This window comes from Cellvibrio sp. ATLC23 (assembly GCF_057196725.1).
Genome location: NZ_JBXUOS010000001.1, coordinates 87738 through 106854, shown reverse-complemented (window position 1 = coordinate 106854; position 19117 = coordinate 87738). Strand labels below are relative to the sequence as shown.

The following is a 19117-nucleotide window of genomic DNA, read 5'->3' as shown; positions in this document are numbered from 1 at the left end:
CTGCTCCTCATATAGACCAAGCGCAACAAGCACCCGCAAAAAGGCGATAAACAAAAAAGGCACTGATTGCAGTGCCTTTCGATGACGCTATGCAATGTGGGCTATTCTACCCCACGTGTATACCAATGCCGGAGTAATACGTAGGTAAGAGCAAGACAAATCACAAAACTTAATAGACCCTGCCACATAGCATCTGAATAAATTGCACGCATTACCCCCAATTGATTCAACGCGACAATAGATCCTAGCATTGCCAGCGCGACGCCTAATTGCTGACGGCGAATTAACAAGAAACCAAGACCAGCCATCATCAAGCTAAACAGTTGATAGGCAAAGGTAAGCATAAATTCCCTGCTCGCCAACGATGATGTAATCAACCATAACGCAACCATTGCCCCAACTAACCACCAGCGCCAGGTCTTGGTTAAAAAGCGGGACAATCCGAGCACCAGCATCAAAATCATTAGATTTGGAAAGAGTGCTTTAACACCATTGAGCACTACAGTAAGCCAAGGTACAGCTGTCGCCAAATCAGCTGAGTAAGGAGTAGGCGCCCAAATAGTTGGCAATAGCAACTCTACCAGTGCGCGATAAGCCACCAAGGCCAAGGCCAAGACGACTCCCAGCACAAAATCACCGGTCAAATTTGCACCGATCCGCGGACGCTCGGTGTGCAGCGCTTGTGCGATGAAAAACACCAACGCCCCTATCACACTGGCGCCTATGCCTAAACCAACCAACAACATGCCGATTTGCATCCACCAGCCCATAGTGGTTTGGAAATTAACCAACGCTTGATCGATCCAGAGCAGTGACACAGCAGTATTGGCACACACGATCAACAGCACCCAGGGTAATGCAGCGATAAGGCTGAATTTTCGCCCGCTGGATTTGCGGAAAAAGCACACTACCGCGAGCCCCACCAAAACCAATAAAGCCAACTTGGAGACAATGTTATAGGGCTGCTCGCGGGAATAGGCTTCAGTTTCGGCGCGGGTCCACTCCTGTGGGATATCGATAGTGCGGACATAGCTGGTCACCTCGTCGCCCGCCAACTTGATAACAATGGCAGCCCGTCCATTACCCTGATCAAACGCCTGCTTATCGAGATAAGTCACTTCCCAATCACGGCGCGCCGGACGTAGGATTTCTTCAACTGATTTTTCTTCCAGTGTGGCTAGATTTCCCCAGCCTTTTTCAATTATCCAGGCCATTGCCTTGGCTTTCGCTTGGCCGCGCGTCAACTTAGCGCCGGTACGCCCTTCCGGTAATTGATGTACCAGTTCGTGCAAACGCCCGTCGGGATAAATCCACGCCTGCCAATACTCGGAACGATCCTCTACCGGGCCGTCAAATTTACGCCAGGTAACGACCCAGAAGGGGGTATCCAAATATTTACCGATGAGCTCTTGGGTTTTCTCAGCTCCAGCCTGACGCCACACAAAATTGCGGGTCTGGTATTCACCATTGTGCGTCGTAATTGTTCGCCGCCATTCACCTTCCAATAGCACACCACGCTCCTGTAAATATTGTTCGGCTTGCTGGCCAGCTTGGGCGCGATCAATTTCGTATTGCGGCCACTCCAGGCGCGATGTGTGATTGGCACCCAGGCCGATCAATACCATCGCCGCAAGGGCGATAACGGCCAGCCACAGAGGTTTAATACTGAGTGGCGCACCTATATTGAACGCTTCAGCTGGGGTACTTGGCGATGCGTCTGGCACCAGATCAACCGGTGCTCCATTGCGCCATTCGCTGCCCAACGCCGACCACCGACCACCACGCAAACGCGCCCATGCCAATGCCAGCAAAGGCGCAGCGCCAGCGAGAATCACCAGCAGGCGGTCAAACCAAAGACTGGCGTCATCAGCGGTAAAAATCGGCAAGCTCATCAACACCAAATCGTATTCAAAATGGGTGATCATGCAGATCATCAAACCAAAACGCAGATACACCAAGCCGAATGCAAGCGCTGGAATAAACAATTCAATCAGACGGCTGTAGCCTGGCAGGTTGGGATAATTAGCATGCACACCTGCAAAAATCAGCGCCTGCAAAATCAGGGTGACAATCACCAATTTATTGCGTATGCCAAAGTGATTGCCAATCAAGACCGCCAGCGCCAACGGAATCGCACGAAATACGCACTCCTCCCAAGTTCCCGCCTGTAACGCGGTAAAAATAGGTGCCAGTGCCGGACGCCAGCTGGCAAGAATATTGGGGTCAGAATTCATTCCAGCAGGCTGCCACCAGCCCAACACCGTTGAGCTAAACCAATAAAACACCATCGCATACAGCAGAAAGCATCCCGTCCATGCATAGGCACCCAGCACACGCCCAAGTACTTCTGGCGATAGAGCTGCTGGGCGAAACATATCCCACAGACGCGGATGATCGGCAAATGCCATGCGCGTCAAACCCTCGGCGATTGCATAAATCGTCGCAAATGCGAGGCTGGCAAATACCAATACCCCCCCGGCCTGCGCCAGCTGTTGAAATAAAAATGTCTGCGCCGAACTAGTGGTTTGATAGTTCATCCAGGCCATAGGCAAATTGGCAAATACAGCGCCGGCCAGACCAGCCCCAACCACCAATGCCGGCCAAAACGCATTTACCCAGCGAAGTTGGTGGCGACGAAACAACCAGATTCCGCCACCTGCCAAACCGCCCAAGCCAAACAGTAACGCCATAAAATAACTGGCGATTTGACTAATCTGGGTGTTGAGCGAACGCATTTCATTAAAGCGCTGATCAAAAGCCTCGGGGATATGTTTGAAGGTATCGACGGCGATTAATTTGTCGCCCGCCACTTTCAACTCCAGCCGAAAGCGCGCCTCGTTTGCACTAAGACTGCTGTGCTCATAGGTAAAACTGTAATCCACACGCCCGGACGCTTGGCGTTTTTGTTTAGTCTCCAAGGTTTTATAAGCGTTGAAACGCTCGCCCATAAAAGAGCGTGCGCCCGCCTCGGCAAGCTCACGCGCAGCAGACTCATCTAACGCGGCTCCCGGTGTTTTATCTGGCATCAAATACGCAAACGAGATTGGCTCGCCGCGCGGGCTGAACGCCATAATTAACTCTTCCTCTTGCCCCGCTGCAAAATTGCGCACTTTCCAGTAGTGCGTCACCGCATCCAACTGCGGGATCAACTGTTGAAATGCAGCGACCCCACCCGCTTCCAACTCCACATAATTTTGCAAGCCACGATCACTCACAAACACAGTGGCAGAGCGCTCGGTGGTTAACTCCGGAAATTGACGCCGCTGGAACTGTTGCGCAGCGGCAACGGCTTGTTCGCGGGAAAAGGTGATATCGACATTGAGACCCGGTGCAGCGACAAACATCAACTTGATGGCGGCTACAGCTGCAATCAGCGCAGCGACTAAAAAAATCGCCCAGAACAACCGGGATTGAAATGAAAAAAAGTGCTGGGAAGAAACCTGCATCATCCATTTTCCTTATTGATTATCGTGATATTGTCCATCACGGAAACACATTGAATAGACAAGGTGCGAATCCTATAGGGAATTACAAAGGAGGGAAAGTTTGTGGCAAATCCACACACTGGTCAGCACTTCACATAAAAATCATGGTGATGCGCTCACTCAACAGCTACACTAGACACTATATGCAAACAATGATTAATGTGCCAAACACCAGGATGTGCACCAGATTAATCGCCAACGATAATTCTGAGCCAGTCAAAAACACCTATGAGTAATTTCCAATCCGTTGTCGGTATTATTCTTGCCGGCGGACTTGCCAAGCGTATGGGCGGGGGTGATAAATGCCTGCTGCCTCTGGCTGGCAAAACACTACTACAACGGACTGTCGAGCGCGCCCAGCCACAAGTTAGCCAACTGCTACTCAACGCCAACGGCAATAGCCTGCGTTTTGCCCGCACTCGCCTGCCGGTGATTCCAGATGTTTACCCCGGCAATCTCGGCCCGCTGGCAGGTATTCACGCGGGTTTATCCTGGATGCAAACTAAGAACCCGGATGCGGAATGGCTGGCCAGCTTTGCATCGGACACGCCCTTCTTTCCTGCCGATTTGGTTACTCGTTTATTAGATGCTGCCACAGGCCAACATGCGCAGCTCGCCGTCGCCAAATCTCAGGATCGTACCCACCCTATTTTTGCACTCTGGCATGCATCGCTGTTGGGTAAGATTGATCAACAACTGCAAACGGGCGATACACCCCGCCTACAGGATTGGATCAAACAACAAAAGCTGGTGGAAGTAGAATTTACAGTAGAAAACTACGATCCTTTTTTTAATATTAATGTCCCGCAAGACCTGTACGCCGCAGAACCGCTAGTCGCACTTGTCAAGTAAATTAGCCCGGCAATAACCCTGTTGCTAAACGCAATCGTTGCATCAGCCCACTTCAAAAAGCTGTTATGCTCTGCCGAACTTTTACGGAGAGCGAATTATGCTTTGGCGTTGTTTGTGCGTGATGCAATTTTATGGCTTGTTAGCGATTTATACTTACCTGGGTTTAACACCCCACCCTGAAAATTCCGTTCCCGTCTTCAACGATTTGCTGATGCACTTTACGGGTTACTGTATTGCAGCATTTTCGATTAGTTTTGCACGGCCGACTTGGCCTATATGGCAACGCGCAGCATTTTTAATCGTCTACTCCATTGCGATTGAAGTCGGACAGTATTTCAATCCGCCGCGCACATTTAGCGGAATGGATATTCTTGCCAATAGCGGCGGCGTTTTATTGGGGTTAACGATAATTATGCTTTTGGAAAAAACAGTAGCGCCTTTTGCCAAGCTGTTGTATTGGAACAGCAAAACTCAGCAATGAACCTCCAGACTGAAGAGTAAACCCCTATACGTAATTTAAACTTAAGAATAAGTCCGATGACTAAATTATTAACATCTTTTCTCAGCGGGTTGATATTTCTCGCCGCACAATATTGCAACGCAGAAAATATTGCCGCGCACGCAGATAAGACCCAGCAACTAATTGCAGCAGCAGTGGCGCAAACGCAAGAGCGGGTAACCTACAACGGAGCCTACTTTAAAATCACCTACCCCATGGGGGATGTACCGGCGCAATACGGTGTATGCACTGATGTAATTATTCGCGCGTACCGCAAGCTTGGGATCGATCTGCAACAATTAGTGCATGAAGATATGCGCAAAAACTTTGCACTTTATCCAGCAAAAAAGAATTGGGGACAAAACAAAACGGATACCAATATCGATCATCGCCGCGTGCCCAATTTACAAACTTTTTTTACTCGCCACGGCAAAAAGCTCGCAATATCAAACCAAGCACAAGCCTATCAAGCAGGCGATTTAGTCACTTGGATGCTGCCGGGGAACTTGCCGCACATTGGCATTGTAACGAATCGCTTTTCCGCCGATGGTCTGCGCCCATTAATTGTCCACAACATTGGCGCAGGCCCACAGCTTGAAGATATGTTATTTGACTACAAGATTAGTGGGCATTATCGCTACGCGCTGTTTTGCACTGCCGATCTAAAAAATTCACTACAACCTCCACCGAAGGCTGCAGCCAGGGATCGAACAGCCAAAAAGAATGTGGTGAATTCGGAATTTGAGCTACTTGGTAGGGAATACCAAAAGGCTTCATTTTTTCAATCATCTCTTTATGCCCAACACTAAAACGCTCTTGCGCGCTGATTAGAAATAAAATCGGCGGCGTGTTTTGGTTTACATAAAAAGTTGGCGATGCCTCATGCCACAATGCAGTTTTTTCAGCGTAGCGCCCGCCAAACCAGGCGCCCGCTGCCGAAGGATTCTTGCGCGGGTCATCCTCATGGAAACGTGCCGCTTCCGAGGTAAAATCAGACAGACCATCTATATTCACAATCGCTTGTACTGCACTTGAAACAGACGACTCTGTTGCTTGCGGATCAAAATTTTCCAAACCATTGGTCATTCCCGTCAAGCTGGCAATTTGCCCGCCCGCCGAACCACCGCCCACGGCAATTTGATCCGGATTGACGCCATATTTTTTAGCATTTTTGCGCAGCCAGCGAATCGCCGCCTTCACATCGTGAATCGCCGCAGGATATTGTGCCTCCGGTGACAAGCGATAGCTGATGGTTGCCGCCACATAACCGTGCTCCGCCATAGCAATTGCCATAGGGGTGAAATTCGTGCGGAAACCCGCACGCCAACCACCGCCGTGAACAAACACAATGCCCGGCTTTTGCTGAGCCGATACGGGTTTAGGTAGATACAAATCCAACTGCAATACACGCTTACCATAGCGAACATAGGTGATATTTTTAATTTCCCTTACAGACTCAGGCACAGTACGGCTGGCAATATCAATAAACGGAAATTCGCCAATCAGTTTTTTGTAGGTCGTTTCCGGTGTATAAGTATTGGTGGGATCATCAACTTGGGTAATGCTTTGGCAGCCAATTAAAGCCGAAAACCACAGCATGATTGAAAAGCGCGGAATATTAGTTAGATAGGTCATCGTTATATCACTCAGTAGAGAATTCACATGACCAAATAATTGCCGAAATAATTTTTTTACAAGTTTAACGAGCCATGCCCAAAAAGCAAAACTGATGAAAACATCAAACAAACAGCAAAAACAAACAAACAAAAAAGGGCCAGCAATTGCCGACCCTTTTTTAGCTACACGAACTCAAATTCAAGCTATCACAATAACAAACGACGCAAATCGCCAATTACCGATACCAGATAAGTCATAAAGCGACCGGCATCAGCACCGTTTACTGCGCGGTGATCATAAGACAGTGACAGTGGCAGCATATTGCGTGGGATAAACTCTTTACCATTCCACACAGGTTTCATCTGTGCACGAGACACACCCAAAATACCGACTTCAGTTGGTGCCGATACCATTGGTGTAAAGCCGTTACCGCCCATTGCACCCAAGCTGGAAATGGTGAAGCAACCGCCCTGCATTTCTGCTGGAGTCAACTTGCCATCACGTGCTTTTTTGGCGAGAACATTAATTTCATCGGCCAACTCAAACAGGCCTTTTTTATCCACATTGCGGACAACCGGAACCAACAAACCATTAGGTGTATCTACTGCAATACCAATGTGGACAAATTTCTTGTGCACAATGCTCTCGCCATCTTGATGCACCGATACATTGAATGAAGGCTCAGCAACCAAAGCGGCGGCAACTGCTTTCACAATAAATGGTAATGGAGTCAGTTTGCTGCCACGCTTTTCTGCTTCGGCTTTCATGCTGTTGCGGAAAACTTCCAGATCCGTGATATCAGCATCGTCAAACTGGGTGATGCGCGGAACATTCAACCAACTGCGCGTCATGGCATCGGCAGTCAGTTTTTTAATTTTGCTCATTTTCACGATTTCGATTTCACCAAACTTGGAGTAATCGACAACGGGCAATGCAGGAATACCTGAACCACCAAACGATGCGCCGGATTGTGCGGCTTGCACTATAGGTTTTACATAAGCGCGCACATCATCTTTCAACAGGCGACCACGTGGACCAGTGCCAGACACTTTGCCCATATCAACACCGAGTTGACGAGCCAGTTTACGCACCGCTGGGCCAGCATAAACATCGCCGGTTTGAGCAACATCAGCAACTGGTGCAGGCACCGCCTTTGGTGCTTCTACTTTCGGAGCGGGTGCTACGGCAGGAGCTGCTTCTGCTTTAGCCGGTGCAGCCGCAGTTGCTGCTGCAATAGGAGCGCCGCCGCTGGTGGCGAGCACGCCAATTACTGAACCTTGAGAAAGTTTATCGCCCACTTTTACCGCAAGGCTAACAATTTTACCGGCAGCTTCAGCCGGAATTTCCATTGAGGCTTTATCGGTTTCGAGCACGATCAATGAATCGCCAGCGTCAACGTCATCGCCAACATTTACCGAGATCTCGATCACTTCAACGCCTTCTGCGCCACCTATGTCCGGGACTACCATTTGCACTTCGGTTCCGGCAGCCGATGCTGTAGCAGCAGCTGGCGCAGGGGCTTCAGCAGGTGCAGCCGCCGAAGCAGCCGCTTGTGGGGCGGGAGCAGCAGCGGCACTGCCTTCTGCTTCCACTTCGAGCAATACTGAATCTTGCGATACTTTATCGCCAAGATTTACTTTAATAGCGACAACCTTGCCTGCAACATCGGCCGGGATTTCCATTGAAGCTTTGTCGGTTTCCAGCACGACAATCGAATCGCCTTCAGCGATAACATCGCCTACATTTACGGAGATCTCGATAACTTCAACGCCTTCTGCGCCGCCAATATCAGGCACTTTAATTGTTTGAATTGCCACTGTAGTAGTTCCTCGCTAATCGGTTATTTCTACATTTGATAAATGTTTTGGACGGATACAAACAACATCGCCCTCTTTGTGAGAGGGCGACGGTTTTATACGCTCATTGGATCCGCTTTTTCCGGATCAATGCCAAACTTCTTGATGGCCTTGGCGACCACATCGGCTTTAATCTTGCCTTGGTCTGCCAAAGATTTAAGTGCTGCAATCACCACAAAGTAGCGGTTTACTTCGAAGAAATGACGCAATTGGGTACGGGTATCACTGCGACCAAAACCTTCGGTACCCAGCACGGTGTAGGAACCTGGAATGAAGGCCCGCAACTGCTCAGAATAGGTTTTCAAGTTATCGGTTGAGATGATGAATGGACCTTCAGCTGCTTCCAACACTTGGGTGATATAAGGTTTGCGTGGAGTTGCAGTCGGATTCAATAGATTCCAACGGGCAGCGCGCTGACCATCGCGAGTCAGTTCATTCACGCTGGTTACGCTCCACACATCGGCTTCAACATCAAAATCAGAGCGCAGGATTTCTGCGGCAAAACGCACTTCACGCAAAATAGTGCCAGCACCCATCAATTGAACACGGTTTTTGGCTTTGCCAGTACCTTTCTCCAATTGATAAATACCTTTGATAATGCCCTCTTGTGAACCTTCTGGCATTTCAGGGTGTTGATAGTTTTCATTCATCAAAGAGATGTAATAAAACACATTCTCTTTATCGTGATACATGCGCTTAATGCCGTCCTGAATGATCACCGCTAACTCATAAGCATAAGTTGGGTCATAGGTGCGGCAGTTAGGAATGGTATTCGCCATTACGTGACTGTGGCCGTCCTGATGCTGCAAGCCTTCCCCGTTCAAAGTAGTACGGCCAGCGGTAGCACCGAGCAAGAAACCACGCGCTTGCGAGTCACCCGCTGCCCATGCCAAGTCACCGATACGTTGGAAACCAAACATGGAGTAGTAAATGTAGAACGGAATCATGGGTACACGGTAGTTGCTGTAAGCAGTTGCTGCAGCAATCCACGAGGCCATAGAACCTGCTTCGTTAATACCCTCTTCCAGAATCTGGCCGGTAGCCGACTCATGGTAAGACATCATTTGGCCAGCATCATGAGGAGTATATTTTTGACCTTCGGATGAATAAATACCGATGGTTTTAAACATACCTTCCATACCAAAGGTACGCGCTTCATCCGGTACGATTGGCACAATTTGTTTGCCGATTTGTTTGTCTTTCACCAGGGACGACAGAATCCGCACAAAACTCATGGTGGTAGAGATTTCGCGTTCGCCAGTGCTCTTCAGCTGGGCAGCAAAAGCCTCCAGCGCAGGCGCCACAATTGGATCAAAGTCCGCTTTGCGCGATGGCAAATAACCATTCAGGGTATTGCGACGAGAGTGCATATACTGCATCTCAGGGCTATCGTCGGCTGGACGATAGTAAGGCAGTGCAGCCAATTCTTCGTCTTTAAACGGCAACTCAAAACGGTCGCGGAATTTCTTTAAATCCTCCACCGCCAAAGACTTGGCAGAGTGAGTTTTGTTGATCGCTTCGCCCGATGAACCCATACCGTAACCTTTAACGGTTTGAGCAAGCACAACCGTAGGTTGCCCTTTGGTATTCACGGCATTGTGGTAAGCGTTGTAGACCTTTTTAACATCATGGCCGCCGCGCGCAAGATATAGAATATCTTGGTCAGACATATCGCTTACCAACTCCAGCAGTTCCGGATATTTACCGAAGAAATGCTCACGGGTATAAGCGCCGCCATTAGCCTTGTAGTTTTGCATCTCGCCATCGACCACTTCGTCCATGCGCTTTTGCAACAGGCCAGTTTTATCTTTTTCGAGCAAGCGATCCCATCCAGAGCCCCAAAGAACTTTAACCACGTTCCAGCCAGCACCGCGGAATACACCCTCGAGCTCTTGCACGATCTTGCCGTTGCCGCGTACCGGGCCATCCAAACGTTGTAAATTACAGTTGATCACAAAAATTAGATTATCGAGCTTCTCACGCGCCGCGAGAGAAATTGCACCCAAGCTTTCCGGCTCGTCACATTCGCCATCGCCCAGGAATGCCCATACTTTGCGGTCACTTACCGGAGTAAGGCCACGGGCCTCCATATAGCGGTTAAAACGCGCTTGATAGATTGCTTTAATTGGCCCTAAGCCCATAGACACGGTAGGGAACTGCCAGTAGTCCGGCATTAACCATGGGTGAGGATAAGACGACAAACCGCCACCGTTCACTTCGCGACGGAAGTTATCCAAGTGGGATTCATTAAGACGCCCTTCAACATAAGAACGGGCATACATGCCAGGTGACACGTGGCCTTGGAAGTACACCAAGTCGCCGGGAACTTCACCGTCATTACCACGGAAAAAGTTGTTGAATGCTACATCGTATAAAGTAGCGGAAGACGCAAATGAAGCGATGTGACCACCCAAACCATCATCATTGTCGTTGGCCTTCATTACCATAGCCATAGCATTCCAGCGGATGATTGAGCGGATTTTGCGCTCCATTTTCAAATCGCCGGGATAATCAACTTCTTGTTCGACAGGGATGGTATTACGATAGGCAGTACGAATAGATGAAGGCTGTTCAATGCCATGGTTAACGGCGGACTCAGACAGTGATTTCAACAACTCAGCAGCGCGGTCTTTACCGGCGTGACGTACGACTGACTTTAGGGCGTCCAGCCACTCTTTTGTTTCAATGGCATCAATATCTTGTAGCATTCAAATCTCCTCAGCTATGCGCATAGCGCATATCACGTAGCAGTAGTATCTAAACAGGAATTTGGATCTGGGCATCGCACAAAATTCACTCACTCACTGAAAAATGAGCAGAAATTTCATGGAGTTACAGGAGGAATATTCCTTTTACTTGTGTAAAAAATCCCCGAATTCTTGCATAAATGGGAATTTTTTACCAGCCCTAGCCAATTTGGTAACACTCTGGAGGGGCACAACTTTAGTGCACAAATCGCTGAACCAAGCGCTTTAAATACAGCTACGCTGTTAAAAAAACACGTTCGCAACAGGGCTGGCATTATTACCCAAAGTTTTGTGATTCACCAAGCAGTTATCAGTAAAAATAATGATAAATTTCTTTTTGCTTGCACCAAAAAACGGCATTAGAACAAATGAACTTAGCACTACGGGCTGTATATATCCCAGGATGCACCCATCAGGGCAGTGCAATACTTTGCATCTGCCGTTTATGGATCAGCAAATCATCAACACGAAAAAACTTTTCACGCTCCAAAAGAGCATTCGATGTTAACCAGAGCCTTCTGTTTTTATCCATAAATACCACGCGATAAAAATCAGCGAGCGAATCAGGTGTGATGCGCGCTACTGCATCAGCAAGCTCAAGACGGCGAGAGAAGTGACTATCGAAGGTAGTAATTACGCTCCAGTAACGCTCGCCCTGCTCTTTCAGCGAACGCGCAGGTTCGCGCAATTTTTTTACCAGTGACTGCTGATTCGCGTTAAAACCCTCTAGTAATTGCGCGTATTGCTCATCTAAAAACAGATCAATTTCTTGAATGATTTTTTGTTCAGTCACATTAGGGGATTGAACAACAAGCAGACTATTTTCAAGATTAAGTAGTGGCGCTGCCGCAGCGGCCACGACATAGCCAAATTGTTTCTCTGTGCGCAACTGATTATAAAACGCGGGCTGCAGTAATTGCCGTGCAAGCATCATATGCGCTGTATCATCAATTGACAGAGATGGACTTTGAATAAGCAGCTCAACCACTTTATCGCCATGCTCTAACGGATGAGTATAAAGCCAAGGTTTATCTGTACCTTTAGGTAAGAGCAATAACTTTGTGGGGGGTAAATCGCGCCCGGTCTGGCGACCTAATAACTCATGCTCAACCAAAACTGCAAGCTTTAGCGCTTCAGCGCGAAAATAATTACCATAAAAAAGCGCATCCATTTTTGCATCAATTAACTGTCGATTGGAAAATTGAGCGAATTGCTCAGATGTTTTATTTTCCAGTGCTGCGATTAGTTGCGCATTACTCCAGTAAGGCGCGGACTGTAATACTGGTATTTGCTTGGCAAGAACCTGATAAGGCAAATCTTTGTTCTGATTGCGCCAAGCGCGCAACAAACTTTCTTTAATTAGATAAAACCGCTCTTCTTTAAATTTACTGGTGCGCATGACTTCCATGATTTTATTCATCAGCAGGCCTTGACGACTTGAGTAACCAAAAACGCTAATGTCGTAACCGCGCGAATTTGCCACTACATTGTGATCAATGCCTGCCAGTTTTGCCGGATATGCGTATTCGTTAAGCTGATCAGAAATCAAGGCAGCAAACAATTGCGCCTGTGCAGCACCTTCTGCGCTACTGGCAACCAGTGGTGATTTTATGCGCAAATTAATCGCTGCGCGCGGCTGCATAAATTGCTGATCTTGCGCATACCACACCTGCATATTTTTACTATCTAAAATAAGCTGCGGCTGGGCATCAGCTACACTGCTCTCATCCAAAAGAGAGCCGGGTTTCACTGTTAATCGCTTCGGTAAAAAAATATTTTTTTCTGGTAAAAATAATTCTTTGCGCACCGCTGGCTTTAAGTCCAGCAATTCAGGAATGCCGGCGCGCACTACAAATGGCGCAGAGTACAATGCCGATATGCGATAGGGCTCCACATCTGGCGCAGTCAATACCAAGAGTAAATTATCACTACTCAAATACGACAAGCTTTTCTTAATTAATCGTTCATCATAAACCGAGTACAGATAGTCGCCGCGTAAAATATCTCTCGGTGTGTAGACCTTCATCGATTCAGCCAATGCACTAACCGTTTGAATTGGTGCATTCTTTTCCTGAAAACGAAAATTTAAATCAGCCATTTGCTGCAATTCGCTATAGCGCCATGACGACATTCCGCGCTGCTGGATCTGCTCTATGCAGTGAAACACCAAGGATACAATTTGGTCGCGAGCACGTACTCCTTGGGGTGTTAATTGAATATTCAACTGAAAAACCGCATCTTTACGGCTTTGCAAACCAATACTGGTATAGAGGGCATCGGCCCAGCCCAACCGTTTGAGCAGCGACAACAAACTACCTTCCGCTTCACTTCCTAAGAGATTGGCGATATAGGCAAATGGCTTTTTTTCGTAGAACTGATCTGGATTAGGAATAGGAAAATTAAAAGAAAGCTGACGCAGTTCTTTCTCTGGCTTTATGGCGACACTGGCAGGCAGTCGCTGCTTATCAAACAGCGAAGGATAATGACTGGAAATATTGATGTCCCGCTTTGGAATAGCACCAAAGCGAGCACGGACTCCGCCTTCAAGAGCATCCAGACTATCGCGCCCTAGCACGACTAAACTCATCAGATGCGATGAGTAATGTTGTTGATAAAACGCAATCATATCATCGCGTACTGGACGCCCATCTCTATCCGCCAGCGTCATCAAATTACCAACAGAAAATTTTGCGCTGGGATGCTGAGGGTTCATCAGTTCACGATATACATCCCACTCACGCCGCCCATCGTCTTTTAATTTAGCGAGATACTCAGAATTTACCGCTTTGCGTTCGCGTTCAACATAATCAGCACTAAACAGCGGGGCGATGAAAAATTGCGCAAAACGATCTAGCGCAAGATCCAGTTGATCATTATCGATATCAAAAAAATAATTGGTGTTTTCCGCTGCAGTATAGGCATTAAAACTGCCGCCATGCTGGGAGATAAATTCTTGATACTCACCTGCGAGAGGGTATTTTTCAGTTCCTAAAAATAGCATGTGCTCAAGAAAATGAGCGAGACCAGCGCGATCTTCAGGATTTTGATTTGCACCGACATTCACGTCCAATGCGGCGGCCGATTTTTCAGTGGCAGGATCCGATATCAAAAGCACCCGCAGTTGATTATCTAATACTAAATAGCGATATGAACGTTTATCGTTTTCACTCTTAATAACACCCCTGGTGGTATTAAGATCGATGGTTGCGTTAAAGATGGAATTAACACTGCTCTGCGCCCTACTGTTTTCTACACTGCCGCCTTGAGCCACCAATAGTTGGCTGGCGAACAGGAATGCAACTGCCACCAATTTAGAGGCACACAATCTCAGATTACATCTGCACCACAATTTCACCATAACAAACTCACTTAGCTATCAGTAGTCTCTGTACGACAACCTACTGATTAATCAATTTTCACGCGCTGGCGCTAAGCCGCAGTTTTTTTAAGCAGATAACAATACACCGCATCCCGCTCTGCAAACGCTAATAATGTCTGCCCACTTAGCTGGGCATAAGCTTGAAAATCTCGTACTGAACCTGCGTCGGTTGCCAATACTCGCAATACTTGGTCAGTAGCCATATCGCGCAAAGCCTGCTTTGCTTTGAGCAGCGGCAACGGGCAGCGCAGGCCACAGGTATCCAACTGTCGAGCGACAGGGTGTGTATAGCAGTCAATAATGTCAGTCAAAACATGCTACCTATATAGAGCGCAAAGAACCTTTACGAACCAACCATTAAGCCGCTATCGGCAATTATTGCCAAAGGAATCGAACCAGCGATCAAGCTTATGGTCATAAAAGGTTGCTAACCTAGTCTTTACGCATCAAAAAGGCTAGAGTTACGCCCTAATTTTTGCCGCCAAATCTATCAAGGCGGATTCCAGCAGGAGTCGATCAGCACTGTGTTAACCTCGTTTCAGCACCATATCTCGACCATTAGCAAACACTTACTAACACCAGTTAGTCTTGCATTTATGCTGGTTGGCAGCTTAATTGCCAACCCGCTTACAAGCCGTGCGGAGATAGAACTACCCAATCTAGGCGATACCAGTTCGATTATGATTTCACCCGCCCAGGAGAAAATGCTGGGGCAGCGCTGGCTCAGAGCCTATCGCAGCCAAGTACCTACTTCATCTGACCCCATGATTATCGACTATCTGGAGCAACTGTTTGCACGTCTGATTCCTCACAGCCAGCTGAGTGAGAAGCGGATAGATCTGGTTGTCGCCGAAAATAACACGCTTAACGCCTTTGCGGTACCCGGAAATATCATTGGTATACACACCGGCCTGCTAATGTATGCCAAAACTGAAAACCAATTAGCCGCCGTGCTCACGCATGAATTGGGGCATCTGAGTCAGCGCCATTATGCACGGCGACTGGAACAGCAAAAAAACATGATGATGCCCATGCTGGCCGGCATGCTCGCTGGCTTGGTATTAGCCGCAAATAGCAATAGCGATGCAGGTATGGCTGCCATTATGGGCACTCAAGCTGCCGCACAGCAGGCCTCACTTGCGTTTAGCCGTCAAAATGAGCAAGAAGCCGATCGCATTGGTATGCAGATAATTGTTGAAGCCGGCCTGGACCCCTACGCAGCAGCCGATATGTTCGAGCAGATGGTGCGCGCCAACCGTCTCAATCGCCGCCCACCAGAATATTTGCTCACCCACCCGGTAAGCGAAACCCGTGTGGCCGATGCGCGCAACCGCGCAATGCAGTACGAACGCAAGCCAGTAGAAGATAATCTTGAGTTTTTGTTGGTGCGCACCCGCGTTAGAGTTAAGGCAGAAGAAACACCGCAACTTGCGGCAAGAATGTTCAAAAGTGAACTGGATAAAGAAAGTGACAACCCGGATGCCAGCCGCTATGGGCTGGCGTTAGCGCTAACTGAGGCCAGCCAGTTTGATGCTGCCCGCAATGCGCTCGCGCCACTACTTGAAAAAGATCCTACCCGTGTCACCTATCAAATTATGCGGGCAGATATTGAAGTCGCCGCCGAGCGCTACAAGGCCGGGTTGGATATTCTTGAGACGCAATTAAAACAGCATCCCAATAGCTACCCGTTAATTATTCGCCATGCGGAAGCACTAATGAAAGCAGGCCTTTACCAGCAATGTGCAGACATTCTGGATCGCTACTCACGCAAACGCAGCAATGATGATTATGTGTGGTATTTGCTGGCTGAGGTTAATGGCTTAGCAGGCAATATTCTCGGAGTGCATGAAGCACGCGCAGAATATTTTATTTTGAACGGTGTGTATGACCGCGCACAAATCCAATTGCGCAACGCTTTGAAAATGACACAAGGGAACAGCTATCGCACTGCATTAATTGAAGAGCGGTTGAAATATGTTACCGCGCAAATGCAAGCCGAGGGTTTCTGATTTCACACAGCCATCTATTACGATGGCTGTTTTATCCACCCGGATTCAACTATCCATTCATCGGCATTGATCACGGCCATAGGCCTGCCAATAAAATAACCCTGCGCTTCATCACACCCCATTTCGCTGAGGCGCACCAGTAACTCTTCATTCTCCACCCCTTCAGCCACAACCGTTAAACCTAAATTATGGGCGAGATGAATGGTGGAATTAACAATCAGTTCGTCCTGTAAATCCTCCAACATGTTGCGCACAAAAGAGTTGTCTATTTTTAGCGTTTGTACTGGAAGACGCTTAAGGTAGGCGAGAGAAGAATAACCCGTGCCAAAATCATCAATAGCCAAGTGCACCCCCAATTCATGCAGTGCATCTAAATTTCGTAAAGCGCGCGCCGGGTCAGTCATAATAGAGCTTTCAGTGATTTCCAACTCCAAACGAGAAGGAGGCAACTGATATTTAATTAAGAGCCGCTGGACCAACTTGGTGATATTGTCGTCCATTAAATTACGCGCCGATAAATTCACCGCAATACTTAACGACATCCCCTGATTCTGCCAGCGGCGGCACTGCTCGATCGCATTTTCCAACACCCATGCAGTCAGCGGATGAATCAAACTGGTTAATTCGGCAATGGGAATAAAATCAGCGGGAGGAACAAAACCTAATTCGGGATGAATCCAACGGATCAACGCTTCAAATCCGTAACAACGCTGATCGCCCAACAATATTTTAGGCTGATAGTACAAACACAATTGATTTTCACGAATGGCGCGCCCCAGCTCACTAACCATCGCCAGACGCTTGGTTGAGTGTGGATCATACTCGGGATTGTAAATCGATAAGCCCAGCATCTGACTCTTGGCGTAATACATTGCGATATCGGCATAACGCATCAAACTATGATGATCTTGCGCCTGCTGCGGTGAGATTGCGATTCCAATACTCGCCGATATTTGCGTGGTAAAGCCATCTAAATCAAATTCCTGTGCGAGCGCATCCAATAGTCGATGCCCGAACACTACTGCTTGATGACTACTGCGAATACGCGGCAAAAACACAGCAAATTCATCGCCACCTAAACGCGCCACTGTACCAGGCACCTCAGCCATTTCATTCGCTAAGCGCGGGCCAATCAATTGCAGCAGGTGATCGCCCACATTGTGCCCAAGCGTATCGTTAATTTCTTTAAAGCGATCAAGATCGATTAATAACAAAGCGCTGATTTGATCGGCATTACGCTGTGCAAAACACTCTTCCATATCCACGTAAAGCTTTTCACGATTGGGTAGAGAGGTGAGCGCATCGTGAAAAGATTGGTAGCGCAACCTTTCTTCGTAGCGTTTGCGCGCAGTAATATCCTTAGTAGTCCCCCATACGCGCTTTAAGTAGCCATCTTCAACAATGCCCGTGCAAGAAATCTGGAAATAATAATTTTTCCCGCGATGATCTTGCCGCACTATGTCGTGATCAATCATTTTGTACTGGCTATTCACCAAATAATGGATATCAAATACATAGTTGGTTGAACCGCTCTCCATTAATCCCATACCCAATATATCGTCCAATGAATCAGCGCCGAGCATACGCAACAACACATTGTTTGCCTCAACCAAACTCGCGCTCTGGGCGATTTTTTTAACCTGTATTTCCAACTCCAAATTAATCGCAACTGGAGGTTGCATTTCGTAACACCAGATAGCCTCCGAACTGTTGGTAATAAATGCTTTGTAGCTGGCCTCGCTTTCCTGCAATGCATCGCGCGCACTTTTTTCGCGCGACAAATCCTGCAGCTGTATTAATACCCGCTCGACATTGCCGTGCCGATCGCGAATAGGTAAAAAACTTGCGCGAAAATATAAATTTTTATCGCAAATAAAGCGACTGCGATGAATATTGCCTAAGGAATAGTTCATCTCCAGTGTTTGTATCGCCCCTTCAAAATAAACCGAGCGAAGCGCTGCCGATAATTCCGTATCAGCAGCAATTCGCTTATCGCGCAAAACAGAATAAAAACCCGCAGCGCTTTCAGCTTGACGATGGGATAGGTGGAATAATCGCTCTACCGCCTGGTTAAGATGAAGAATGACACCGTGCCGATCAGTAATGAGACTAGGAATGGGGCTTTCGGCGAACAAGCCGGACAAAAATTGCAGCGCATACTCCTCACCAACTCCTGCAAGGAGATGATGAGCACTGATAACCATGCCCGTAAAACGACGCATGCCGGTATCCGGATCTATTTGCAAGCGCCCGACAAATCGCACACGAGGCTCACCCACAATCCCTGTCAAGCGCACATCGCAAGAGCGCAGGCGCTCTGTATCCTGATCCTGAGGGTCAGTATTGAAGGCCTGTAGAAACACGTATCTATCAGCTTTGGGCAATAGCACCAACAAATCAGCTAGGCGCGACAATATCGGCACGACCTCAGCCAGTGATTCAATGAGCTCAGGCGAGATGTACAAATCGCCGCTAATGACATCCATATTCCAAGACGCAATGCTGGATGAATTCAGCACGCGCTCAATGGCGAGATCACTCGGCAATCGGTTTGCTGTGCCGCTCGTGGAATTGGAGTGTTGCATAGTGGATGAAGTCGCCCTGTGCGCAATTAAGACTTGTCAAATACAAAGTGTAGACAAGATTTTTTTGATTGCGCTGCCATAAAGCATT

Annotated in this window: 10 protein-coding genes and 1 pseudogene; 4 read left to right on the top strand and 7 right to left on the bottom strand. The window is 47.9% G+C overall.

What is annotated here, in order from left to right:
- Positions 1-101 precede the first annotated feature (101 nt).
- The gene (locus AC2CG4_RS00455) at positions 102-3449 is read right to left on the bottom strand and encodes a CPBP family intramembrane glutamic endopeptidase (RefSeq protein ID WP_484484381.1); all 3348 of its coding nucleotides are present in this window, start codon (positions 3447-3449) and stop codon (positions 102-104) included.
- Between the two features lie 264 nt (positions 3450-3713).
- Between AC2CG4_RS00455 and mobA the strand changes: the two genes are divergently transcribed.
- From mobA to AC2CG4_RS00440, 3 genes and pseudogenes are all read left to right on the top strand, one after another.
- Positions 3714-4337, top strand: a complete 624-nt coding sequence (mobA, locus tag AC2CG4_RS00450) for a molybdenum cofactor guanylyltransferase MobA (protein WP_484484380.1) — start codon at positions 3714-3716, stop codon at positions 4335-4337.
- A 97-nt stretch (positions 4338-4434) separates the two neighbouring features.
- On the top strand, positions 4435-4818 hold the full coding sequence (locus AC2CG4_RS00445) for a VanZ family protein (RefSeq protein WP_484484379.1): 384 nt from the start codon (positions 4435-4437) through the stop codon (positions 4816-4818).
- 56 nt (positions 4819-4874) lie between these two features.
- A pseudogene (locus AC2CG4_RS00440) lies at positions 4875-5417 on the top strand (DUF1287 domain-containing protein); the annotation flags it as partial.
- A gap of 40 nt (positions 5418-5457) precedes the next feature.
- Here the strand turns inward: AC2CG4_RS00440 and AC2CG4_RS00435 are convergent.
- The 5 genes from AC2CG4_RS00435 to AC2CG4_RS00415 all read right to left on the bottom strand — a co-directional run bounded on the left by AC2CG4_RS00435 (position 5458) and on the right by AC2CG4_RS00415 (position 14746).
- On the bottom strand, positions 5458-6471 hold the full coding sequence (locus tag AC2CG4_RS00435; RefSeq protein WP_484484378.1) for an alpha/beta hydrolase fold domain-containing protein: 1014 nt from the start codon (positions 6469-6471) through the stop codon (positions 5458-5460).
- 188 nt (positions 6472-6659) lie between these two features.
- Positions 6660-8270: a dihydrolipoyllysine-residue acetyltransferase gene (aceF, locus tag AC2CG4_RS00430; RefSeq protein WP_484484377.1), complete on the bottom strand. Its 1611-nt coding sequence runs from the start codon at positions 8268-8270 to the stop codon at positions 6660-6662.
- Positions 8271-8365: 95 nt separating this feature from the next.
- Complete coding sequence (gene aceE / locus AC2CG4_RS00425) at positions 8366-11017, bottom strand: pyruvate dehydrogenase (acetyl-transferring), homodimeric type (protein WP_484484376.1); 2652 nt, start codon at positions 11015-11017, stop codon at positions 8366-8368.
- A gap of 451 nt (positions 11018-11468) precedes the next feature.
- Positions 11469-14363 (bottom strand): insulinase family protein, encoded by a 2895-nt coding sequence (locus AC2CG4_RS00420; RefSeq protein ID WP_484484375.1) that lies wholly within the window; start codon positions 14361-14363, stop codon positions 11469-11471.
- A 122-nt stretch (positions 14364-14485) separates the two neighbouring features.
- The gene (locus AC2CG4_RS00415) at positions 14486-14746 is read right to left on the bottom strand and encodes a sulfurtransferase TusA family protein (RefSeq protein ID WP_484484374.1); all 261 of its coding nucleotides are present in this window, start codon (positions 14744-14746) and stop codon (positions 14486-14488) included.
- A 213-nt stretch (positions 14747-14959) separates the two neighbouring features.
- Here AC2CG4_RS00415 and AC2CG4_RS00410 point away from each other — a divergent pair, with 213 nt between their 5' ends.
- Entirely contained in the window at positions 14960-16444 is a 1485-nt protein-coding gene (locus AC2CG4_RS00410) for a M48 family metalloprotease (RefSeq protein ID WP_484484373.1), read from the top strand.
- Between the two features lie 17 nt (positions 16445-16461).
- Here AC2CG4_RS00410 and AC2CG4_RS00405 read toward each other — a convergent pair whose 3' ends face one another.
- The gene (locus AC2CG4_RS00405; protein WP_484484372.1) at positions 16462-19029 is read right to left on the bottom strand and encodes a putative bifunctional diguanylate cyclase/phosphodiesterase; all 2568 of its coding nucleotides are present in this window, start codon (positions 19027-19029) and stop codon (positions 16462-16464) included.
- Between the last annotated feature and the right edge of the window lie 88 nt (positions 19030-19117).